Annotated in this window: 21 protein-coding genes; 10 read left to right on the top strand and 11 right to left on the bottom strand. The window is 71.2% G+C overall.

The annotated features are described in order from the left end of the window. Positions 1–79 precede the first annotated feature (79 nt). The 6 genes from CACI_RS53765 (at position 80) to CACI_RS40060 (ending at position 5,916) form a co-directional block, all read left to right on the top strand. Entirely contained in the window at positions 80–205 is a 126-nt protein-coding gene (locus CACI_RS53765; RefSeq protein WP_263053455.1) for a hypothetical protein, read from the top strand. A gap of 9 nt (positions 206–214) precedes the next feature. After that, positions 215–973, top strand: coding sequence for a GntR family transcriptional regulator (locus CACI_RS40080; protein WP_015796660.1), 759 nt, complete (start codon positions 215–217; stop codon positions 971–973). Between the two features lie 79 nt (positions 974–1,052). Then, positions 1,053–2,372 (top strand): PTS transporter subunit EIIC, encoded by a 1,320-nt coding sequence (locus tag CACI_RS40075; RefSeq protein ID WP_015796659.1) that lies wholly within the window; start codon positions 1,053–1,055, stop codon positions 2,370–2,372. A 92-nt stretch (positions 2,373–2,464) separates the two neighbouring features. Then, positions 2,465–3,163 (top strand): copper homeostasis protein CutC, encoded by a 699-nt coding sequence (locus CACI_RS40070; RefSeq protein WP_015796658.1) that lies wholly within the window; start codon positions 2,465–2,467, stop codon positions 3,161–3,163. Positions 3,164–3,241: 78 nt separating this feature from the next. Then, positions 3,242–3,574, top strand: a complete 333-nt coding sequence (locus CACI_RS40065; protein ID WP_015796657.1) for an antibiotic biosynthesis monooxygenase family protein — start codon at positions 3,242–3,244, stop codon at positions 3,572–3,574. Between the two features lie 182 nt (positions 3,575–3,756). After that, positions 3,757–5,916 carry a HelD family protein gene (locus CACI_RS40060; protein WP_015796656.1) on the top strand — a complete coding sequence of 720 codons (2,160 nt, stop codon included), beginning with the start codon at positions 3,757–3,759 and terminating at the stop codon, positions 5,914–5,916. Between the two features lie 67 nt (positions 5,917–5,983). Here the strand turns inward: CACI_RS40060 and CACI_RS40055 are convergent, their stop codons facing one another. The 3 genes from CACI_RS40055 to CACI_RS40045 form a co-directional block, all read right to left on the bottom strand. Further along, the gene (locus CACI_RS40055) at positions 5,984–7,630 is read right to left on the bottom strand and encodes a DNA repair helicase XPB (RefSeq protein ID WP_015796655.1); all 1,647 of its coding nucleotides are present in this window, start codon (positions 7,628–7,630) and stop codon (positions 5,984–5,986) included. A gap of 156 nt (positions 7,631–7,786) precedes the next feature. Next, on the bottom strand, positions 7,787–9,295 hold the full coding sequence (locus CACI_RS40050) for an MFS transporter (protein WP_015796654.1): 1,509 nt from the start codon (positions 9,293–9,295) through the stop codon (positions 7,787–7,789). A gap of 288 nt (positions 9,296–9,583) precedes the next feature. Next, positions 9,584–11,101: a beta-N-acetylhexosaminidase gene (locus CACI_RS40045; protein ID WP_015796653.1), complete on the bottom strand. Its 1,518-nt coding sequence runs from the start codon at positions 11,099–11,101 to the stop codon at positions 9,584–9,586. A 237-nt stretch (positions 11,102–11,338) separates the two neighbouring features. Between CACI_RS40045 and CACI_RS40040 the strand changes: the two genes are divergently transcribed. Then, positions 11,339–11,722, top strand: coding sequence for a hypothetical protein (locus tag CACI_RS40040; RefSeq protein ID WP_143765585.1), 384 nt, complete (start codon positions 11,339–11,341; stop codon positions 11,720–11,722). A gap of 81 nt (positions 11,723–11,803) precedes the next feature. Here CACI_RS40040 and CACI_RS40035 read toward each other — a convergent pair whose 3' ends face one another. Then, the gene (locus CACI_RS40035) at positions 11,804–12,475 is read right to left on the bottom strand and encodes a TetR/AcrR family transcriptional regulator (protein ID WP_015796651.1); all 672 of its coding nucleotides are present in this window, start codon (positions 12,473–12,475) and stop codon (positions 11,804–11,806) included. A gap of 143 nt (positions 12,476–12,618) precedes the next feature. On the opposite strand from CACI_RS40035, the gene CACI_RS40030 reads away from it, so the two are divergent. Further along, a complete protein-coding gene (locus tag CACI_RS40030; RefSeq protein WP_015796650.1) occupies positions 12,619–14,148 on the top strand; it encodes a DHA2 family efflux MFS transporter permease subunit in 1,530 nt (509 codons plus the stop codon). A 74-nt stretch (positions 14,149–14,222) separates the two neighbouring features. On the opposite strand, the gene CACI_RS40025 is transcribed toward CACI_RS40030, so the two are convergent. The 6 genes from CACI_RS40025 to CACI_RS40000 all read right to left on the bottom strand — a co-directional run bounded on the left by CACI_RS40025 (position 14,223) and on the right by CACI_RS40000 (position 18,403). Beyond that, on the bottom strand, positions 14,223–14,834 hold the full coding sequence (locus tag CACI_RS40025; protein ID WP_015796649.1) for a DUF7003 family protein: 612 nt from the start codon (positions 14,832–14,834) through the stop codon (positions 14,223–14,225). Between the two features lie 14 nt (positions 14,835–14,848). Beyond that, positions 14,849–15,460 (bottom strand): MarC family protein, encoded by a 612-nt coding sequence (locus CACI_RS40020; protein WP_015796648.1) that lies wholly within the window; start codon positions 15,458–15,460, stop codon positions 14,849–14,851. A 43-nt stretch (positions 15,461–15,503) separates the two neighbouring features. Further along, positions 15,504–15,863: a hypothetical protein gene (locus tag CACI_RS40015; protein ID WP_015796647.1), complete on the bottom strand. Its 360-nt coding sequence runs from the start codon at positions 15,861–15,863 to the stop codon at positions 15,504–15,506. Positions 15,864–15,927: 64 nt separating this feature from the next. Continuing rightward, positions 15,928–17,127, bottom strand: a complete 1,200-nt coding sequence (locus CACI_RS40010) for a trans-sulfuration enzyme family protein (protein ID WP_015796646.1) — start codon at positions 17,125–17,127, stop codon at positions 15,928–15,930. A 75-nt stretch (positions 17,128–17,202) separates the two neighbouring features. Then, a complete protein-coding gene (locus CACI_RS54560) occupies positions 17,203–17,598 on the bottom strand; it encodes a cold-shock protein (RefSeq protein WP_015796645.1) in 396 nt (131 codons plus the stop codon). 187 nt (positions 17,599–17,785) lie between these two features. Then, positions 17,786–18,403, bottom strand: coding sequence for an HAD family hydrolase (locus tag CACI_RS40000; protein ID WP_015796644.1), 618 nt, complete (start codon positions 18,401–18,403; stop codon positions 17,786–17,788). Between the two features lie 149 nt (positions 18,404–18,552). Between CACI_RS40000 and CACI_RS39995 the strand changes: the two genes are divergently transcribed. Continuing rightward, positions 18,553–19,230: a sucrase ferredoxin gene (locus tag CACI_RS39995; protein WP_143765584.1), complete on the top strand. Its 678-nt coding sequence runs from the start codon at positions 18,553–18,555 to the stop codon at positions 19,228–19,230. Here the strand turns inward: CACI_RS39995 and CACI_RS39990 are convergent. Further along, on the bottom strand, positions 19,217–20,230 hold the full coding sequence (locus CACI_RS39990; protein WP_015796642.1) for a hypothetical protein: 1,014 nt from the start codon (positions 20,228–20,230) through the stop codon (positions 19,217–19,219). The genes CACI_RS39995 and CACI_RS39990 overlap by 14 nt on opposite strands. 175 nt (positions 20,231–20,405) lie before the next feature. On the opposite strand from CACI_RS39990, the gene CACI_RS39985 reads away from it, so the two are divergent. Then, positions 20,406–22,691 carry a helicase-associated domain-containing protein gene (locus CACI_RS39985; protein ID WP_015796641.1) on the top strand — a complete coding sequence of 762 codons (2,286 nt, stop codon included), beginning with the start codon at positions 20,406–20,408 and terminating at the stop codon, positions 22,689–22,691. The last annotated feature ends 13 nt before the right edge of the window (positions 22,692–22,704 follow it).

The following is a 22,704-nucleotide window of genomic DNA, read 5'->3' as shown; positions in this document are numbered from 1 at the left end:
CTAACTCGCCCCGGGTGCGCGAGGGAGCGCGCCCGGGTTGGTGACACATCGGACATTAACCCACGTACCATGTCAAAGCTTGACCGTTCTGAAGGCGTTGCGCCGTCTGTGGGGGCAGGTGGCGCGCCGCGGCCGGCGGCGGGCTTCCCCGCCGGCCCGCGAGCGGTTGGCACCAGTTGACACCGATGTGGCGCCGGTGGTCTAGTCCGGTGACATGAGCGATGAGCCCGCGGGCATCGACCCGACCAGCTCCGTGCCCAAGCATCTGCAGCTCAAGGACCTGCTGGGCCGGATGATCTCGGACGGTCTCGGGCCCGGCTCGCCGATCCCGTCCGAGCGCGATCTGGCCGAACAGCACGGTCTGAGCCGGATGACGGTGCGCCAGGCGATCAACGCCCTCGTCGCCGACGGCCGCCTGGAGCGCCGCCTGGGCCGGGGGACCTTCGTCGCGCAGCCGAAGATGGACGTGCAGATCCGCCTGGTCGGCTTCACCGAGGACATGCGCCGCCGCGGCATGACCGCGAGCTCGCGCACCCTGTCCTTCGAGCGCATCCACGCCTCCAGCGCCCTGGCCGGACATCTGGAGGTGGAGTCCGGCGAGCCGGTGGTCCGCCTGGTGCGGCTGCGCTACGCCGACGGCATCCCGATGGCGATCGAGCGCACCCACCTGCCCGAGCGCATCGTGCCAGGGCTCGTGGAAGCCGGCGCTCCGGAGTCGCTTTACCACTATCTCGCTGAGGAATATGGGATCGTACTCACCTGGGGCGAACAGTCGATCGAGGCAGCCACCACCGCGGCGGAGGACGCACCGCTTCTCGGGATTCGCTCTGACGGCGTAGTCCTGATCATGGCGAGGCGTTCTTTTGCGGAAGATGTGCAAGTGGAATATGCGACGTCTGCATATCGCGCGGACCGGTACCAGCTGTGGGTGCCGCTCGCGCAGGCTGCGCGTCCGATAGTCCGCAACCCCTGACCGGGCGGGGGGACTCACCGGCGTCCGCGGACGGGGCCGCGGGGCTTGGCATTACGTGGCACACCGAGAGGACCACCTGATGAGCGCAGAAGTCGCAGCGGCGGCCCCGAAGGAGCCGGGGTGGGGGAGCAAGAGCTTCGCCGTGCTGCAACGCATCGGCAAGTCCTTGATGCTGCCGATCGCGACGCTTCCCGCCGCGGGCCTGCTGGTCCGTTTCGGGCAGGACGACATGCTCGGTCGTTTCCACAGCCTGCAGAACGTGGCGGCCGTGATGGCCGCCGGCGGCAACTCGCTGCTGAACAACCTCCCGGTGATCTTCGCCATCGGCGTGGCCATCGGCTTCGCCAAGAAGTCCGACGGCACCACCGCGGTCGCCGCCATCGTCGGCTACCTGGTCTACAACGCCGTATCAATGCAGATGTTCGCCGGCTCCAAGCTGAAGTCCCAGGTGCTGGGTCTGGTCATCAAGAACGCCGACCAGAACGTCAACGCCGCGGTACCGGCCGGCGGGCTGAAGTTCGGGCTGGACATGAACCTGCCCAATCCCACCGGAGTGCTCGGCGGCATCCTGGTCGGCATCATCGCCGCGCTGTTGTGGCAGCGCTACTACCGGATCAAGCTGCCCACCTGGCTGGCGTTCTTCGGCGGGCGCCGCTTCGTGCCGATCGCCACCGCCGTGGCGTGCCTGTTCCTGGGCGTGCTGATGGGCTGGGTCTGGTCGCCGATCGGCCAGGGAATCAATGACCTGTCGAGCTGGATCACCCGCAACAGCGACATCGGCCTGTTCATCTACGGCACCCTCAACAGGGCCCTGATTCCCCTGGGTCTGCACCACATCCTGAACGCCTTCCCCTGGTTCCAGTTCGGCACGTACACCAACGCCAACGGCACGTACCACGGCGACATCGCCCGGTTCCTGAACGGCGACCCGAACGCCGGGCTGTTCCAGACCGGCTTCTTCCCGATCATGATGTTCGGGCTGCCCGGCGCGGCGCTGGCGATGTGGCGCTCGGCGCTGCCGGCCAAGCGCAAGGTGGCCGGCTCGATCCTGCTGTCGGCGGCGCTGACCTCGTTCGTCACCGGGGTCACCGAGCCGCTGGAGTTCTCCTTCATGTTCGTCGCGCCGGTGCTGTACGCGATCCACGCCGTCCTGACGGGCATCTCCATGTCCCTGATGTGGTCGCTCGGCGCCAAGGACGGCTTCAACTTCTCCGCCGGGCTCATCGACTTCACGCTGAACTGGGGCAAGGCCACGAAACCGTGGCTGATCCTGATCGTCGGGCCGATCTACTTCGTGGTCTACTACACGCTGTTCGTGTTCGCGATCAAGTTCCTGAACCTGAAGACCCCCGGGCGCGAACCCGATCCGGAGCTCGACGAGTTGCCCGCCTCGCCTTAGCGGTACCGAGCCAGATCGCTGCGGTGCCCGACACAGGGCGGGCCGGGCCCGGTGCTCGTCTCCGATCACCGATCCATGGCAGGCTGCCACCTATGTCTGATCCGACGCCCCTGCTGGAAGTCATCGCCGTCGACGCCGACGACGCGCGCGCCGCGGTCGCCGGCGGTGCCGACCGCCTGGAACTGGTCTCCGCGATGGAGTATTCGGGCTTCGATCCGTCGTTGGAGACCTTCGAAGCGATCCGCGAGGCGGTCGACGTCCCGCTGCGGGTGATGATCCGGCGCCGCGACGGCTTCTCGGCCGGCGGCGTACAGGGCGTGGCAGAACTCGTGCACACCGCGGAGGCCTTGCGCCGCGCGGGCGCCGACGAATTCGTCCTCGGCTGGCTGGACCCCGACGGCACGGTCGACGCCGAAGCGGTCCGCGCCGTCCTGGACGTCCTCGGCGGCGCGAAGTGGACCTTCCACAAAGCGATCGACGCGACGAACCACCGGCAGGCGGTCTACGACGCGGTCCGCCGCATGCCCGGTCTGGACACGGTGCTGACATCCGGCGGATTCAAGGCATCCGGCGACGGCGTCGAGGTGCTGCGCGCCGAAGCCGAGCGCGAGCGCGCGGCCGGCGGCCCGCAGGTGTTGGTCGGCGGCGGTCTGACGCAGGAAGCGCTGCCGGCACTGCGCGCGGCCGGACTCGACGCGTTCCACGTCGGCACCGCGGTACGGGCGTCGGGAACGTGGGACTCGCCGGTGGAGGCGGAGAAGGTCGCCGCGTGGCGGAAGTTGCTGGAGTAGCGCGCCGGGACTGATCACAGAGTGATCGTTTCTGTCAGACTGGCGGCCCAGTGCCGAGACTGACCGAGGGGGTCCCCGATGTCTTCCCGTCCCGCGGAAACGCCCGAGCCGCCGTACTACGTGGTCGTGTTCGCCTCGCAGCGCACGGAGGGCGACAACGGCTATGCCGAGGCCGCCGAGCGCATGGCGGAGCTCGTCGCTCAGCAGCCCGGCTTCCTGGGTATGGACTCCGCGCGGGACGCGACCGGTTTCGGCATCACGGTCGCCTACTTCTCCGACGAGGAGTCGATCAAGCAGTGGCGGGTCCAGCCCGAGCACACCGAGACCCGCGGCGAGGGCCGCGCGTCGTGGTACCAGCACTACGCGGTGCACGTGGCCAAGGTGGAGCGGGCCTACCGCTGGGACCGGTGACCGCCGGATCGGTGATCGTTCACCGGGCGTCCATGTGCTAGGCTTCTGCGCCTTGCCCGGCACGTACGGCGGTTCGGAGCTCTTCCGGACCGCGCGGACCTCTGCCTGAAGAACCTCCAACGCGCATCGGCGCCGCTCTGGCGTGCGCGCGTTCACTTCCTCTACTTCTTCAGGAGTCCGGCATGCCCGAAACCAGTGATACCGCTGACCCTGTCGTGGTCACCGAGCAGACCCATCTCGAGGAGTCCCGCGCCGCGCTCAAGGCGATGCGCGAGGAGGCGCTGACCCTGCGCGCCGAGGGCGGGAACGCCGTCTCGACCGAGAATCTCCTGGCCGCCCTGCGCGGTCGGGCCAAGGCACTGATGGACGATCCGAACATCCCGCTCTTCTTCGGCCGTCTGGACTACGGCGACAGCTCCGAAGCGGGGGAATTCCGTGCCGAGCACTACTACATCGGCCGCCGCCACGTGCACGACGGGACCGGCGAGCCGATGGTCATCGACTGGCGCGCCCCGGTCTCCACGGCGTTCTACCGGGCCACGCCGAAGGTGCCGATGGGCCTGGACCGGCGCCGCCGCTTCGGCTTCGCCCACGGCGCCATCACAGGGTACGAAGACGAGCCGCTGTCGGACCCGGCGGCGGCCGCCGCGCCCGCCGGACAGCCCGGCGCCAGCCGCATCCTGACCGACGAGATCGAGCGCCCGCGCTCGGGTCCGATGCGCGACATCGTCTCGACCATCCAGCCCGAGCAGGACGAGATCGTCCGCGCCGACGTGAACGTCAGCGTCTGCGTCCAGGGCGCGCCGGGCACCGGGAAGACCGCGGTCGGCCTGCACCGCGTCGCCTTCCTGCTCTACGCGCACCGCGACCGGCTCCGCCGCGGCGGCTCGCTGGTCGTGGGTCCCAACAAGGAGTTCCTGAAGTACATCGAGCAGGTCCTGCCGGCCCTCGGCGAGATCGAGGTCGGCCAGACCACCGTCGACGACCTCGTCGCGCGCGTGAAGGTCACGGCGCAGGACCCGACCGGCGCCGGCGTGGTCAAGGGCGACGCGCGCATGGCCGAAGTCCTGCGCACCGCCATCTGGTCCCGCCTGCGCAGCGCCCAGGAGGCGCTGCCGGAGGGCATCATGATCGTCCGCGGCTCCCGGCGCTGGCGCGTCCCGGCGCACGAAATCGACGAGCTGATCGCGGCGACCAAGGAGCGCGACGTCCGCTACGGCGCGGGCCGTGCCATGCTCGCGCCGCGCATCGCGCACACGATCCTGTACCGCATGGAGGTCGCGGGGGAGACCACCGACGACCGCACGCAGAACGCGGTCGCCCGCACCAGCGAGGTCCGCAAAGCCGTGGATCTGCTGTGGCCGGCGATCGATCCGGTGAAGGTGGTCTTCGAGCTCTATGCGAACCCTGAGGTCCTCGCGGCCGCCGCCGAGGGCATCCTCACCGCCGAGGAACAGGAATCGATCCTGTGGACCGCCACGCGCCCGAAAGCGCCGCGCACTCCCGGTACCGCCAAGTGGTCCAGCGCCGACGCGGTCCTCGTCGACGAGGCGCACGACCAGCTCGACCGCCTGCCCTCGCTCGCGCACGTGGTGCTCGACGAAGCCCAGGACCTGTCGGCGATGCAGTACCGCGCGGTCGGGCGCCGCTGCTCGACCGGGAGCGTGACCGTCCTCGGCGACATCGCGCAGGGCACGACGCCGTGGGCCACGCCGTCCTGGTCCGAGACGCTGAAGCACCTCGGCAAACCCGAGGCGGTGATCGAGGAGCTGACCCTCGGTTTCCGCGTCCCGCGCCAGATCATCGACTTCGCCGCCAAGCTTCTGCCGGACGCCGCGCCGGGTCTGCTGCCCCCGACCTCGGTGCGGCAGCAGGGCGGCGCCTTGGAGATCGACCAGGTTCCGAGGGAAGCAGACCTCGTCGATACCGTCGTCACCGCCGCGCAGCTCGCCTTGGCGATCCAGGAAGGCTCGGTCGGCCTGATCACCGCCGACTCCCGGGTCGCGGAGGTCGCCGCCGCTCTGGCCGCGGCCGGCGTCGAGCACTCGGTGCTCGGCTCCGAACCCGCCGCGCCGGCCATCGAGGGCGCGACCGAGACCGAGGCCGAGCTCGTCGAGTCGCTGCTCGCCGAGACCGTCGGACCGCGCTTGGCCGTGGTGCCCGCGACGCTCGCCAAGGGTCTGGAGTACGACCAGGTGCTGGTGGTCGAGCCCGCCGAGATCGTCGCCGCGGAGCCGCGCGGACTGCGGCGCTTGTATGTGGTGCTGACCCGTGCCGTTTCGCGGCTGCACGTGGTGCACAGCGCGCCGCTGCCGGCGCAGCTGACCGGCGCCGGCTTCTGAGCGTCCGACCCCGCCCGCCCGCCTTCGGGCGCGGGCAGACGGGATCGGCGCCACCGATTCAGGACTCTTAGATGTCCTTGCCGGCGAACACGTCGTCGGCGTCGGCGATCCGGTATGCGTACCCCTGCTCCGCAAGGAACCGCTGCCGGTGCGCCGCGTACTCCTGGTCCACGGTGTCGCGGGAGACCACGGCGTAGAAGCGCGCGCCGCGGCCGTCGGCCTTCGGGCGCAGCACGCGTCCCAGCCGCTGCGCCTCCTCCTGGCGGGAGCCGAACGTGCCGGACACCTGGATCGCCACGCTCGCCTCGGGCAGGTCGACGGAGAAGTTCGCGACCTTCGAGACCACCAGGGTGGGGATCTCGCCGGTGCGGAAGCCCTCGTACAGGCGCTCGCGCTCCTTCACCGTGGTGCTGCCCTTCAGGACCGGGGCGTTCAGCCGCGCGCCGAGGTCGTCCAGCTGCTCCAGGTACTGGCCGATGACCAGGGTGGGCTCGCCGGCGTGCTTCTTCACCAGGGCTTCCACGAGCGTGGACTTGGTCGCCGTGGTCGAGGCGATGCGGTACTTCTCCTCCGGCTCGGAGCTGGCGTAGCGCAGGCGCTCGTGGTCGGTGAGGGTGACGCGGACCTCGACGCAGTCCGCCGGGGCGATGTAGCCCTGCGCCTCGATGTCCTTCCACGGGGCGTCGAAGCGCTTGGGACCGATCAGCGAGAAGACCTCGCCTTCCAAGCCGTCTTCACGGACCAGGGTGGCCGTCAGTCCGAGGCGGCGGCGGGACTGGATGTCGGCGGTGAAGCGGAAGACCGGCGCCGGCAGCAGGTGGACCTCGTCGTAGACGATCAGTCCCCAGTCGCGGGCGTCGAACAGCTCCAGGTTGGCGTAGACGCCCTTCGTCTTGCGCGTGAGGACCTGGTAGGTGGCGATGGTGACCGGGCGGATCTCCTTGCGGGCGCCCGAATACTCGCCGATCTCCTCGTCGGTCAGCGTGGTGCGCTTGAGCAGTTCCTTGCGCCACTGGTGGACGCTGACGGTGTTGGTGACCAGGATCAGCGTCGTCGCCTCGACCCCGGCCATGGCCGCCGCGCCGACGATGGTCTTGCCCGCGCCGCAGGGGAGCACGATCACGCCGGAGCCGCCGTGGCGGAAGCCCTCGGCGGCGTCCTTCTGGTACGGACGCAGGGTCCAGCCGTCCTCGCGCAGGGCGATGTCGTGGTGCTCGCCGTCCACGTAGCCCGCCAGGTCCTCGGCCGGCCAGCCGACCTTCAGCAGCACCTGCTTCAGGGTCCCGCGCTCGGAGGGGTGGACCTTGATGGTGTGCTCGTCGAGCCGGGCGCCGATCAGCGGCTGCACCTTTTTGTGGCGGATCACCTCCTCCAGCACCGGGACGTCGGTGGTCTCCAGGACCAGGCCGTGCGTCGGGTGCTGCAGCAGCCGCAGGCGGCCGTAGCGGTCCATGGTGTCGGCGATGTCGACCAGCAGCGAGTGCGGCACCGGGTAGCGGGTGTGGCGCAGCAGCGCGTCGATGACCTGCTCGGCGTCGTGGCCGGCGGCGCGCGCGTTCCACAGCGCCAGCGGCGTGACGCGGTAGGTGTGGATGTGCTCCGGCGAGCGCTCCAGCTCGGCGAACGGGGCGATGTCCCGGCGGCACTCCTCGGCCTGCGGGTGGTCGATCTCGAGCAGGAGGGTCTTGTCGGACTGGACGATCAGGCAGGTCACGCATACCTCCGGGCGCGGCGCTTCGGTCGGGCGACGGGCATCCTTCTAGTGTCGCTCATCGCGGCGCTTCTCATGACCAAGGCCGTGGTTCTCCGGGGGCGTGGGTCCGGGCAGTTGTTTCCCGTTTCCCGGCTCACGCCCCGGCAGCGACGCCCGTCACGTCCGGGCGGCACCCGGTATCCGCTCGCGCACCAGCGCGTACAACGGCACCGACACGGCCATGATTCCGGCGGCCGTGAACACCCCCGGCGCCCAGCTCCCGGTGGAGTCCCGCAGCACCCCGCTGACCACCGGGCTGGCGACCGCGCCGATTTCGGCGATCAGGTTGAACACGCCGAACACCGCGCCCCGGTCCGCGTCCGGGACCTGGTCGCCCAGGATGCCGTGGACGATCGGCTGCAGCGCGTTGAAGAACAGCCCCGAGGTGAACAGGATCAGCCCGAGCAACAGCAGCGAGGGATGCCCGACCGCGAGCGAGACGCCGAAGGCGACGGCGAGCAGCGTGTGCGCCACGGCGCAGATGATCGCCAGCGACTTGCGGCCCTTGCCCTGCCGCACCCGCCGGTCGGCCAGCCAGCCGCCGACCGGGAAGCCGATGATGCCGGCGCCGGCGTTGAACGCGGCCGTCAGCGCGGCGGAGGTCAGGCTGCTGTGCGCGGTCTCCGCGACGATCTCGACCGACCAGAAGGAGAAGAACCACAGGTTCCACATCACCGCGATGAAGGCGATGTACAGCAGCCACAAGTCCTTCGTCAGCAGCGTTTCCGCCTTGCCGGTCCGCTTCAGGTCCCGGACCACGAAGCCGATCATCACCAGCGCCAGCACCCCGGAGCCGATCGCGGTCTCCCACGCCGTCCATCCGGCCTTGTCCGAGACCAGGTACAGCACCGTGATCGCGGCGGCGCAGGGCACGGAGTAGCCGATCAGGCGCAGCAACGGCGCGCCCAGCCGCAGCGGCCGATCGCCCCGGGCCCGGAAGAACAGCCAGGTGGCGACGCCGACCAGCAGCGAGAACGTGCCGAACAGGAACAGCGGCATGCTCCACGCTCTGGCGCCGAAGCCCGCCGACGTACCCCAGTCGATCATGTACGGGGTGGCGACGATGGCGACGGTCAGCCCGATGGACAGTCCCGACACCGCCACGCCGAGCCCGATCGTGCGGCGCCGGGGCGGCGTGTGCGTGATGACCAGCACGCGGTCGTTGGAGTAGAAGACGCCTTCGCCCAGACCGGTCAGCACGCGCGCCACGACGAACACCACGAGCCCGGTCGCCAGCCCCGACACCAGCGTCAGAACCCCGGCCCACAGCAAGGAGAGGACGAGCATCTCGCGATGCCCGAAGCGGTCGCCGAGGCGCCCGCCGGCGTACTGCGTGAGCATGTAGCCGGTGAAGAACATCGAGCCGATCAAGCCGCCGAGCGCGGCGGGGTGCGCGGAGTCGCCGATGAAGCCGCCCTTGTCGTGGATCATCCACGCCACGACCGGCCCGGTGACAGTCCGGTCGGCGTAGCTGACGAGCCAGCCGAACAGCAGCAGCAGCCACAGTTTCTGGTAGCTGCCGGAGAAGATCGGCCGCAGCGGACCCGGCGATCCGATCGCCGTCCCGCGTCTCGCGCCATCGGCCGCCGCGGCGTCCGGATGCTGCGCTCCGAGTACCTCGCTCATAGCCCTCCTCGTCTTGGCGGGTAAGCGCTTTCCCGCCACGATGCCCGCGAAAGGCCTGACCGTCAAGGCTTTTCCGGGGAGTGAGGTAAGGGCTACCGACCGCATCTGGGGCTGACGGTCGATGGTTCGGCAAACTCGCTCACCGAACTAAGAGCGGCCGCTACCGGTCGGCACTGGCCCGCCGAGTCCGCACATCGTAGTGAAGGACAGCAAAATCTCCCCGGCGCTCCGTCCGAAGGGGAGCGCCGAGGAGATCTCAGGCCGCGTCGATCGGTGCTGTCGTGGGTGCTACTCCGTGCTCTCGGTGCTTTCCGTGCCGTCAGCCGCCTCGGCCTCGTTCGGGTCGGCCTTCCAGTGCGGCGCCGGCTGCTTCTGCCATGGATGCGGACCGTCGAGGGGGCGGTACTCCACTCCGAGTGCGTCGAGGCGCTCCAGGTGCTTCTCCAGGCGCGACTGGAACTCCGCGAAGTCGCGGTCGGGGGTGGACCACACTGTTTCGCTGAAGGCTGCGAGGCGGGGCCAGGCCTGGTAGTCGTGGACCCGGGCGTCGGGGATGTACTCGCTCCAGAGGGTGGCCTCGGAGCCGATGACGTGGTCGGCGAGTTCTTCGGGCATGTCCTCGGGGATCGGCTCGAAGCTGTAGGCGCGCTCCAGCGAGGTCGGCGCGGCCCAGGGGGCGCCCGGCTCGCCTTCCTCGTCGGACTGGCGGTAGTCGAAGTAGACCCAGCCGTAGGGGCTGGTGAGGGTGTCGTGTCCGCGCCGTGCCGCCTCGACCGCGCCGTCGGTGCCGCGCCAGGAGGACACGACGGTGCCCGGGAACAGTTCGCCTTCCAGGATCTCGTCCCAGCCGAGCAGCTTGCGTCCCTTCGACGCGACGTGCTCGCTGAGCTGGTTCATGAACCAGGCCTGCAGATCCTCTTCGGTCGCCAGTCCCAGTTCCGCCTTGCGGGCCTGGGCCCGGGCGCTGGCTTTCCACTCGTCCTTCGGGCACTCGTCGCCGCCGAGGCAGACGAACTCGCCGGGGAACAGGTCGCAGATCTCGTCCATCACCGTCTTGTAGAACTCGACGGTCGTGTCCTCGACGTTCAGCACCGAGGTGGCGATCCCGAACCGGGTCCACACCTCGCGCGGTTCCTCGGCGCTGGGCACGTCCTGGTTGCCCAGCTCGGGGTAGGCGGCGATGGCGGCGGTGGAGTGCCCGGGGATGTCGATCTCGGGGACCACGGTGATGTGCCGCTCGGTGGCGTAGGCGACGATCTCGCGGATGTCGTCCTGCGTGTAGAAGCCGCCGTGCGGGCGGCCGTCGCCGACCGTCTCCCGGCGCCAGCCGCCGACCTCGGTGAGCTTCGGATACTGCTTGATCTCGATGCGCCAGCCCTGGTCCTCGGTCAGGTGGAAGTGCAGGACGTTCAGCTTGTGCAGCGCCATCAGGTCCAGGAAGCGCAGCACGTCGCGCTTGGGCAGGAAGTGGCGTGCCACGTCGAGCATCGCGCCGCGCCAGCGGAAGCGCGGGGCGTCGGTGATCGTCACGTAGGGCAGCGGCCAGGCCTTGTCGCCGGCGTCGGAGCGCAGCGCGTCGGGCGGCAGGAGCTGCTTCAGCGTCTGCTCGGCGTAGAACTGGCCGGTCTCGGTGCCGGTGACGAAGGTGATGCCGTCGTCGTCGATGACCAGCGTGTAGCCCTCCGGGCCGAGTTCGGGATGCCCGTTCGAGGCGTTCACGACGGTTGCGGAGTCGAACGTGAGCCGACCGGATCCGGCTTGTATCCGCAGCGGTTTGGGGATGATCGAGATCTTGGGCGCGTCCATGCCGACAAGATCTCACGGATCGTTCACCGATAAAACGGCGTGTCGCGGGGCGGGGTCCGGCGGCGCGGGGACGCCGGGTGACGATGTGATCACCCGGGGGTATTCCGACCCTGACATGACCGAAACAGTGCACTGACCGCGTATCGGTCCTCCGGCGGCGGCCCGGGCAAGCAAGGGTCTGTTTTGCACGTGCAAAGGGTCTGTGCATTTGCTGGTTCGGCGCTTACGCTGTGCAGGGTGGACGTGTCCCTGCTGGAGGCCTTCGAGCCGGTGGCCCATGACCTGCGTGCCGCGGGTCTGGACTGCCAGCTGACGGAGGACCCGAACCCGGGCGAGCCGGCGGCCGGCGCCACCGCCGTGCTGATCGTCTCCGGGGTGAAGGTGGGGCGGCTGACCCTCGGCGCGTCCGTGCTGGACACGGCTTCGCGCACGCTCTACCTGGCCGCGCAGACGCAGCGGCTGGTGCAGGGGAACCTCTCCATCGGCGGCCGGGTCATCGAGTGGCCGCCGTGCCTGCCGAGCCACACGCATCCGATGATGGCCACCCGCGGGCAGCGGACGCCGTTGTGGACGTGCCCGCTCGGCGGGACGATATCGGTGCCGATCGGGGAGCACCCGTAGGTCGGCGGGAGCTGCGTCTGACGCTGCTTCTGCTTCTGTTTCTGCCTCTCCCCTTGTCTCTGCTCTGTTCCCACCTCCGCCTCAGCGTGGCGCGTAAGCCCTGAGGAAGAAGTCCACGCCCTGCGCGATCCGCCGGTCGAACTCGGCGTCGAAGTCCGCTTCGTGCGCGATCCTCCGGACGTCCGATCCGGCGGTCGTGGTCAGCTGGTGCGCCAGCAACTCCGGCACGGCCAGCACCTCGGCGGGCACGTCGAGCAGCCCGGCGCGGGCCAGCGCGGACAGCAGCTTGTTCAGCCGCGGCATGGTGCGCCCCGGGCCGTTGGTGAACCAGCGCTGCTGGAGGTCGGGGTGGTGCTCGGACTCGGCGTCGACGAGCTTACGCAGGTCGACCAGCGGTCCGGTGTAGACGACGCGGACCCAGGCGCCGGTCAGCTGCAGGAGCGCGGCGCGCAGGTCTTCCGGGCCGGTCAGCTTCGAGGCGTCGGGGAAGTCGCGGTCCATCAGCTCCACGACGTGCGCGACCGTGCGGTCCTGCACGTCGTCCGTCATCGCCATGAACAGGCGCTCTTTGTCGCCGAAGTGGTTGTAGACGGTCTGCTTGGAGACCTTCGCCTCGGCCGCGATCGCGTCGATGCTGGCGCGGGTGAAGCCCTCGCGCAGGAACACCGTGCCGGCGGCGTCCAGGATCGCCCGGCGCTTTCTCGGGTTGCCCTGCGGCTCGTCGGCGGTCGCGGTCGTGGCGGTCGCGGTCATGCGCTCATTCTCCTCGCTCGGAAGCCTGTTGCGGAGTTGGACTCCTCAGTCTAATCTCTTGGACTGATGGGTCTAGCTCTCTGGACTCGATCGTCCAATATCGCTCGATGGAGCCCGTGGCTCCGTCAGTTCGGGGAGGAACCATGAACGCTCAGCCGTCCGACGACCGGCTGCCCCGCGAATACCTCAAGATCGGCGTCGCCCTGGTCCTCGGCGCCGCCATGGCGATGCTCGACGCGACCGTGGTCGCGGTCGCCACCCGCACTCTGGCCGAGCGCTTCGGCTCGACGCTGTCCGCCGTGGCCTGGGTGTCCACGGCCTACCTGCTCACGATGTCCGTGGTCGTGCCGCTGGCCGGCTGGAGCATGGACCGCTTCGGCGGACGCCGGGTGTGGCTGCTCGGCGTGACCGCCTTCCTGGCCGGCTCGGTGTTGTGCGGCGCGGCGTGGTCGATCCCGAGCCTGATCGTCTTCCGGGTGCTGCAGGCGCTCGGCGGCGGCCTGATCCAGCCGGTCGGCCAGGCGCTGCTCGGCCGCAGCGTCGGCCCGCGGTACATGGCCCGCGTGATGGCGGTGATGTCGGTCCCGATGGCGCTGCTGCCGGTCCTCGGTCCGGCGGTCGGCGGCCTGCTGCTGGCCGAGTGGGGCTGGCGCTGGATCTTCTTCATCAACGTGCCGATCGGCCTGGCCGCGATCACCCTGGCCCGCCGCTGGGTCCCGGTCTCGACGCCGAGCCCGGCCGGCACGGCGCGCTTCGACCTGCGCGGCTTCGCCCTGATCTCCCCGGGACTCGCGGCCCTGGTCTACGGCTGCTCGGCGGCCGGCGACCACGGCGGCTTCGCGTCCCCGGCGGCATGGGTCCCGGTGGCCGCCGGCGTGGCACTGGTGACGGCGTTCGTGCTCTACAGCCTGCGCACCAAGATCCAGCCGCTGGTGGACCTGCGCCTGTTCCGCGACCGCGCCTTCGCCGTCGCGATGCTGAACTCCGCACTGATGGGCGCGACCCTGTTCGGCGCGATGTTCCTGCTGCCGCTGTACTTCCAGCAGGCACACGGATTCTCACCCCTGCGCGCCGGCCTGGTCCTGGCACCGCAGGGTCTCGGAACCGCCCTTTCGACAGTCGCCGCCGGCCGCCTGACCAACCGCACCGGCCCGCGCGTCCTGGTGGTGACGGGCACGGCGGTCGCGACAGCGGCGACCCTCCCCTTCGCCCTCGTCGGCGCGCACACATCGGCCACCGCCCTGGAACTGCCCCTGTTCCTGCGCGGACTGGGCCTCGGCCTGGTGATGGCACCCCTGATCGCCGCCGGTTACAGCACCCTGCGCCGCGCCTCGATCCCTCAGGCGACGACGACGTTCAACATCCTGAACCGGGTCGGCGGCTCGATCGGCACAGCGGTCCTGGCTGTGATCCTGGTGCGGGGACTGGCAGACGGGACACCGACGGCGGCACACGTCGCGTCCGCCTACGGCGCCACCTTCTGGTGGGCGCTGGCATGCACGGCGGTGACCCTGGTGACGGCAGCGTTCCTGCCGGGAGCGAAGGCGATGCGCGCGGCACTGGCGGCGGCTGCGGTGCATCAGGATGCGGATGCGGGTGCCGGCGCAGGTGCCAATGCTGGCGCGGGCACAGCCGGTGTCGCAGAGCCCGAAACCGCTGCGGCCGCGGCGTGATCAACGGCAGGCGGACGGCGACTCGCTCGCGATCGGCGCCCCTTCGTCGGCGAGTCGCCTGCCCTGCGAGTGCTTTAGGCGATCCCCGACTCCGGCCAGTTCGACCAATGCGTGTTCGGCGCGCGCGTCGGCCGGTATTCGTGCGGGTTGCCGGTGTCGAGGACCTTGGCCAGGAGCTGGAACACCTCCTCGCGGCTGGGGCGCTCGACCAGGACGTCGGGGTGGTGCCAGGCTTCCAGGCGGAGGATTTCCGGGAGGTCCGGGGGGATCAGGGCTCGGAGTTCTGATTCGTCGGCCAGGAGGAGGTCGCGGTATTCGGGGACGAGTTCGCGGACCACTTCGGCGAAGTACTCGCCGGCCGGCGCCTCGACGGGGAGGTCCTCGCCGCGGACGCGGAGGGGTTTGCCGCCGACATAGTTCTCGTCGGCGTCGATGAGTTCGGCGATGTTCTCCACGCGGTCCAGCTGGCTGCCGGCTCGGACGCCGTAGCCGGTCAGGGCGTCGGTGACGCTGCGGGCCTTCGGGTTGAAGCCGACCGTCTCGAAGACCACGGCCCAGTGCTTGTCGTCGCGGTAGACGTGCAGGCGGACGTCGACCGCCGAGTAGAACCCGTGGTCGAGGAACGGGAAGGTGAAGTCCTGGGCCGAGGCGTCGAGCTGGTCGAGGAACTGCTGTCCGAAGGTCACGGAAAAATCCTAGGTCACCCCGCCTTGATGAACGCGCGCACCGCGTCGGCCACCATCTGCACGGCGATCGCCGACAGCAGCAGACCGGCGATCCGCGTCACCAGGGTCACGCCCGAGTCCTTGATGACCCGGATGACCTGGACCGAGAACCGCATCGTCAGCCACAGGGTGATGTGGATCGCCACGATCGCCGCGCCGACCGCGAGCACGCCGGACCAGTGGTGGTCGGTGCGCTTGGCGAAGACCATCACCGCGACGATCGCGCCCGGTCCGGCGAGCAGCGGGGTGCCCAGCGGGACCAGCGCGACGTTCACCGCCTCGTTGGAGTGCGAGGGCTCCTCGCTGCGGCCGGTCAGCAGCTCCAGCGCGATGAGCAGGAGCAGCAGGCCGCCGGAACCCTGCAGCGCGGGCAGCGTGACGCCGAGATAGTCCAGGATCTGCTGGCCGAACAGCGCGAACACGCAGATCACGCAGAACGCGACCAGCGCCGCCTGCCACGCCGCCCGCGTCCGCTGCGCCTTGCTGCGGCCGTTGGTCAGCGCCAGGAAGATCGGCAGCGTCCCCGGCGGGTCCATGATGACGAACAGGGTGATGTACGCCTCGAGAAAGAGCTTGCTGTCGAACACGCAGGAAGACCTATCACCTGGAAGGACTTGGCTGCCACGCCTGTCACGCCAGCCAGGGATGCCGTTGCACGAGCGGCGTGCCGGACCACCACCGCCCGAGCCCGTACCGCCACCCCAGCGTCGTGAAGCCGATGCCCAGGACGACGAGCGCGAAGACGAGGCGGTGGTCCACGAGCGGGCCGGCGTGCGTGAACACCAACAGCACGGCGGCGCAGACCGCCGTGTACCGCATGAGGATCCCGAAGACGAGCCCCGCCCCGACACTCGTCAGGGCGAGCACGAACAGCCCGTCCGGCCACGACGAACCGTGGTGGATCCAGGCCCTGCGCAGGAACGTCCCGCCCAGCAGGACCCGGATCAGCGCCCAGAGCAAGTCCAGGCGCGTGAGCTCCAGCGGGTCCATGGAGCCTTTATCCACCTCGGTCCGCGGCGGTGCATGCCGGGGGAGGGAAACGGGTGACGCGCGGCTAGATCTTCGTGAACGCCGCTTCGAGGTCGCCGACGAGGTCCTCGGCGTCCTCCAGGCCCACCGAGAACCGCAGCAGTCCGGCGTCCGGCCGGGCGTTCGGCGCGACGTGCCGGTGGCTCAGCGAAGCCGGGTGCGTGATCAGCGACTCGGCGCCGCCGAGCGAGGCGGCGTGCAGGATCAGCCGCACGTTCTCGGCGACCGCCGCGGCCGCGTCGTAGCCGCCGCGCATCGAGAAGGCGAGCATCGCGCCGGGCAGCAGCATCTGCTTGTCCGGGCCGATCAGGCCGTCCGGGTCGCCGCCGGGCAGCCCGGGGTAGTACACGCGCTCCACCGCCGGGTGCGCGACCAGCCACTCGGCGACCGTCTGCGCCGTCTCCGAGGAGCGCTTCACGCGCAGCGGCAGCGTCTGCAACCCGCGGTGCAGCAGGTAGCCGGCGATCGGGTGCAGCAGCCCGCCGGTCTGGACCCGGATGTCCCGCAGCCGCGCGGCCCACTCCGGCGTCGTGGCGACCACGCCGCCGAGGACGTCGCAGTGCCCGCCGAGGTACTTGGTGGCGCTGTGCACGACCAGCGTCGCGCCGTGCCGCGCCGGCTGCTGCAGGACCGGGGTCGCGAAGGTGGAGTCGACCAGGTAGGGCACGTCGCCGCAGGCCTCGGCGACCGCGTCGAGGTCCAGCAGCTGCGCGGTCGGGTTGGCCGGGGTCTCGACCACGACCAGCGCTGTGTCCGGGCGGGCGGCCAGCGCCGCGGCGATGTCGGCCGGGCCGTCGACCCAGGTGACCTCGGTGCCCAGCGTGCCCTTGGTGAGCAGGCCGTCGGTGCCACCGTAGATCGGGCGGAGGGCGATGATGTGCCGCTTGCCGTCGGCCGCCTTGGTAGCAGTCGCGGCCAGCAGGCAGGCAGTGATCGCGGCCATCCCGCTCGCGAAGGACACCGCCTCGGGCAGGCCCTCGAGCTCGGCCAGCGCGCGCTCGAACCCGGCGGTCGTGGGGTTCCACATCCGCTGGTAGACCAGGCCGCCCTCGGCGGTGGGCGCACCCCCGGCGACCAGCGCCTCGTAGCTCTCGCCGCCGGCGTCGACGCCGGGCAGGTAGTACGTCGCCGACAGGTCGATCGGCGGCGTCGGGTTCGTGACGGTCCGCCCCGCGTGGACGGCGGCTGTGGCGGTGACCCGGGCTATGTTCCGATCTTCGCTCATGACAGTGATTATGCGAGCAGGTCGCGGCCCGCGGCATAGCCGTTCACGATGTGGTGGCCTGGTCGGCGCCCCCGCTCAGCTCTCCAGCTGGTCGGCGACGGCGCGCAGCACCCCGGCGAGCTTGCGCGAGGTGGCCTTGTCCGGGTACTTGCCCCGGCGGAAGGTCTCCGACATGCCGTCGAGCAGCTTCATCACGTCCTCGACGATGACCACCATCTCCTCGGCCGGCTTGCGGTCGCGGGCCGCCACCGCGGCCTCCACGCTCGGCCGGGTCTCGAGCAGCTTCACGCCTATCGCGGTGTCGCCGCGCTTGCCGGCGGCCACCCCGAACTCGACCCGCTGGCCGCTCTTGAGCTCCGCGGTGCCCGCGGGCAGCGCGGAGGAGTGCATGAACACGTCGGGCCCGTCGTCGCGGGTGATGAAGCCGAAACCCTTTTCGGTGTCGTACCACTTGATCTTGCCGGTAGGCACGGTGGGACCCTCGCGTCTGCTGTCGTCGGTGATTCACTCTTGCGGGGTAAGCGTAACCAGGAAACGTCCGCCTTGGGCAGGGTTATCCCAGGGCTCGACCAGGGGCTGGGCGGATACAGACTTCGTGGGCGGACACGGGTCGCGTGAGCAGATGGCGGATACGGATTCGCTGGGCTCGCACAGATAATCAGGCGGCCAGATACCCGTCGAGCCACGCCGGGAAACCACGCAGGTCGGCCAGGACGGCGTCGGCTCCGGCGGCCGCCAGGTCCGGGGCGCTGACCGGCCCGGTCGCCACCGAGACGGCCACCGCGCCGGCCGCCCGCGCGCCGAGGATGTCCCCGAGGTGGTCGCCCACGTAGACGGTCGCGCCGTGCTCGAGCAGCGCCTCGCCCTTCTTCGGTCCCCAGTGCCAGCCGACCAGGACGTCCGGGACGAGGTCGAGGTGTTCCAGGTGCAGCGCGGCGTTGGGCCCGTACTTCGCGGTGACGACCATGACCCGGCCGCCCCGCTCGCGGATCGTCGCGAACGCCTCGGCGGCGCCGGGCAGCGCGGGTGTCGGCGCGATCGCGAACTCCGGATACAGCGCGCGGTATTCGTCCCCCGCGGCGGCGATGCGGTCGGCCGGGAACCAGTGGGCGAGCTCCTCGTCCAGCGGCGGCCCGAGGCGGCTGACGACCGCGTCGGCGTCGATGGCCACCCCGGTGCGCCGGGACAGCTCGGTCATCGTCGCGTGCACGCCGGGCCGGGAGTCGATCAGGGTCATGTCGAGGTCGAAGCCCACGGTGAGCGGCGCGGTGGTCATGTGATCAGACTAGTGCCGCCCGCGATCGCGCCTCCCGGCGCCGGGGTCACCGGTTCGGACGAGCGCGCAGGGCGCGCCAGGGGAGAGCGGACGGCCAGCGGGGTAAGGTGAGGCTACCCTGAGTGCCGAAGCCTCCGAAGGACCTGCCTGTGTCCGTCTGCGAATCCGCCCTCGGCGGCTGCGCCGCACTGTGCCGGGCGGCGCGCGAGCCGCTGGGCGACACCGCGCCGCCGCGGGCGAAGGCGTGGCTGGCGGTCGAGCATCCCGGTCCGTGGCCGGCGTTCGGCTGGCCGCAGGATCTCCCCGCCGCGGCGATCGAGGTGCTCACGGCCGCGCCGGCTTATTCGGTCCGTCCGCAGCTGATCCGGCGTCCGGACCGCGAGGGGCGCGCGCCGGCGGGGGACCGGGTGGTCTTCGTCGCCGGCGGCCCGCCCGGCGCGCGCTGGCTGGAACGGCGCGTCACCGGCGATCTCGGCCGCGACATCGGGAAGCTGGACCTCGCCGCTCTCGCCGACGGCGGCCCGCCCGGATTCGGCACGCCGCTCCGGGACCGGATCCTGCTGGTCTGCACCCACGGCAAGCGCGACGTGTGCTGTGCGCGCTACGGCGGCCCGGTCGCCCGGGAACTGGCCGCGCGCGGACTGCCGGTCTGGGAGACCACACACCTCGGCGGCGACCAGTTCGCGGCGAACATGGTCTGCCTGCCCGACGGCACCTACCACGGCCGCCTCGACCGGGCCTCGGCCGCCGAGGTCGCCCTCGGCTGCCTGCGCGGCGAGGTGTCCGCCGCGCACTTCCGAGGACGCGCCGGGGTCAGCCGGACTTAGCGACCGCCTTGAACAGCCGCCAGAGCAGGTAGAGCGCGCCGAGCAAGCCGAGCATCGTGGGGACGGCCGTGAACCCGTCCTTGGCCGCCTGCCAGGTCTGGTCGGAGTTCAGCGGTGTGGTGTGCCCGGTCGAGCGGCCGCGCGCCAGGAACAGCCCGAAGGCGTAGAACACGAACGCGGTGAGCGGCACGCCGATCAGCGCGACCCGCTTCTCCCCGGGTGTGTACGAGTACGACGTCATCGCCAGCAGGTAGCCGATGATCACGATCCCGATCGTGTACGGCGACATGGCGATCGCGTTGACGATCGCGCCGACGCACAACACGGTCACCGCCGCCAGCGCCTGCGTGTGGCCCTGAGCCGTGCGCCGCACCATCGGTCCGGCGGCGATCGGCGGGGGCGGCGGCGCCGGCGCGGGTCCGGGAGCCGGCGTGAAGCTGCTGAGGCTCTCGATCGGGATCTGCGGGCCGGCGGCGTCCGAGCCGCCGGAGCCTCCCGCTCGGCCCGCTCCCCCTTCCTCCGGCTCGCCGCTGTAGTACCAGTCGCTGCTGCCGGCGCCGAAGGGGTCCGGCTCGGCGGGGATCTCCGGTCCGGGCAGCGCGTCGCCGCCGGAGTCCGAGCCGCCGGAGCCGCCGAACGGCGGGTTGGACAGCGACTCCGGGGTGACCAGCCGGGCGATGGCCGGGTCGACCTCGGGGGAGAAGACGGAAGCGGCGCCGTAGGCGTTGCTGCCGCCGCCGCGGCGCTGCCGCTCCCGCGCGGCGTACAGCGGGTCCTTGTTCGCCTCGGCCATCACCAGGGCCTCGGGGCGGCCCATGCCGAGAAGGATCTGGCGCACGTCGGCGGTTCGTGTCGCCTTGCGGTCGCTGACCCGGGATTCGATCTCCGCGCGGGTCCGGGAGACGAGCTGGTTCCGCGACGTGGGCGACATGCGCCCCTCCGCCAACGTGGACAGCTCGGCCAGGTACCGGAACATCTCCTGGTCGGTCTCGGCCGTCACCCCTGCGTTCCCCCTGCTTCTGTTGAGGCCCGATGCCACGGCTGTGCCGGCTGTGGCACCCGCATCCGTATCGTATGCGGGCGCTGTGATCGTTCGGACTCGACTACCGTTGTCTGTGATGCCCACCGAACACCCCGGCCATTCCGCACGACCCGGCACCGCAGGTGCACGGGCGGTGACGCGCGCCGATCGGGGCCCGGCGGGGGGCGGAGCGTCTCAGGGTTCGGACACGCCCCCGGCGCGCACGGGGGCGAACGGGACCGGCTCGCCGGCCTCCGCCTCGGTGCCGCGCAGGCGCTCGCTGGCCGACGAGCTGCGTTCCTGGACGGTGGAAAGGCTGGCCAACCTGCTGGCGGCGCGGCCGGATCTGGCGGTGCCGCCGCCGGTGTCCCTGGCGTCGTTGGCCGAGCGGGCCTCGCAGCGCGCGTCGGTGGCGTTGGCGATGGACCGACTTGACGCACTCACTCTGCAAGTGCTCCAAGCGCTCGCCGTGTCGCCGGAACCGGTGACCGCTTCCTCAACTGCCGCCCTGCTCGGGCTGCCCGAGCAGGGTGCGGTCGCCGACGCCATCGAGCAACTGCGGGACACGGCGCTGTTGTGGGGACCGGACGAGGGACTGCGGCCGCTCGTCAACGCCCGCGAGGCGTTGGGGGAGAACCCGGTCGGGCTCGGTCCGCCGCTGGCCTCGGCGCTGAACAACTCCTCTCCCGCCGGGATGCAGCAGTTCTTGCGCCGCCTCGGGCTGCCCGCGACCCCCGATCCGGTCAGCGCGGTCGGTTCGATCTCCGCGTTGGCCGCTGACGCGCCGCGCATGCGTGCCGTGCTGGACAGCGCGCCGGCCGGGGTGGAAGCCGTGCTGGAGAAGCTGGTCTGGGGACCGCCGTTCGGCCGGATCAGCTTGTCCGCCGACGATGACGCCTACGAAGCGGAAACCCAGGACCCTGAGACTGACGCGGATCCCGACTCTGGCACTGCCGAACCCTCCGAGTCCCCGCTGGAATGGCTTCTGGCGCGCGGCATCCTCGGCCGCTGGACCGAGGACACCGTCGTGCTGCCGCGCGAGATCGCGTTCTTCCTGCGGCGCCATGTCTTCGGCTCCGGGCTGCACCGCGATCTGGCCGCCGAGCCGCCCGCCATCGCGATCGCCCAGCACGACCCCCGTAATGCCGACGCGGCCGCCGGAGCCGCGGCGATCGCCGTGCCCCGCCGGATCGAGGAGCTGCTCGACGCCTGGGCCGCCGGCCCGCCCGGCGTCCTGCGCTCCGGCGGCGCCGGCATCAGGGATCTGCGGCGCACCGCCGCGCTGCTCGACGTGCCCGAGGAGGAGGCCGCCTTCCTGATCGAGCTGGCCTACGCCGCCGGGCTCGTGGCCGCCGACCTGGCCTCCGGCTTCTGGCTGCCGACCCCGGCCTACGACCGCTGGCTGGACCTGCCGCCGGAGCGCCGCTGGGCCGAGCTGGCGGCGGCGTGGCTGGTCTCGGACCGGGCCGCGGGCCGGGTCGGGGCGCCGGACGAGCGCAACCGGCAGGTCGCGCCGCTGTCGGCGGAGGTCGCCTCCTGGGCCGTGACCGAGATGCGCCGGGACCTGCTCGGCGAGCTGGACCGGCTGCCGCAGGGCGCCACGACCGCGCTGGACGCCGTGGTGGAGCGCCTGTTCTGGGAGCGTCCGCGCCGCAGCGGTCCGGCGATGCGGCAGCTGGTGGACTGGACGCTGCGCGAGGCGGTCTGGCTCGGCCTGGTCGCGCCGGTGCGCGGCGGCGCCGGAATCCTGGCCGCCCACGGCCGCGCGCTGCTGCTCGGCCTGCCGCGCGACGCGCTCGCCTCGGCGCTCGGCGCGGCGCTGCCCGAGCCGGTGCGGCACGTCCTGATCCAGGGCGACCTGACCGCGATCGCGCCCGGACCGCTCGCGCCGGAGGTGGCGCGCGAGATGGCGCTGATCGCCGACATCGAGTCGGCCGGCGCCGCGACCGTCTACCGCTTCACCACCGCCTCGGTCCGCCGCGCCTTCGACGCCGGCCGCGCCGCCGACGACCTGCACGCCTTCCTCGCCGAGCACTCGCTCCACGAGATCCCGCAGGCGCTGTCCTACCTCGTCGACGACGTCGCGCGCCGCCACGGCCGCGTCCGGGTCGGCGCCGCCGTCTCCTACGTCCGCGCCGACAACGACGCCGCGCTCACCGAGATGCTCGCCGACCGCCGCACCGGCGGCCTCGGGCTGCGCCGCATCGCGCCCGGCGTCGCGGTCTCGGAGCTGCCGCCGGCCGAACTGCTCGAGGGTCTGCGGGCCAACGGCTACGCCCCAATGGCCGAGAACGAGGACGGCAGCGGCGCGCCGGTGGTGGTCGCGACCGCGCGGGCGCGGCGGGCCACGTCGTTCCATCCCTACGCGGTGCAGCGGCAGGCGCTGCCGGGGTCGGCAGCGGTCGTGGGACTCGCGGAGGACCTGGCGGCCGGGGGATAACCCCGTGCCGATC

Origin of the sequence: Catenulispora acidiphila DSM 44928 (assembly GCF_000024025.1) — a bacterium.
GTDB classification, from domain to species: domain Bacteria; phylum Actinomycetota; class Actinomycetes; order Streptomycetales; family Catenulisporaceae; genus Catenulispora; species Catenulispora acidiphila.
Note: the sequence above shows the minus strand (reverse complement) of the source record. Positions and strands in the feature narration are given on the sequence as shown.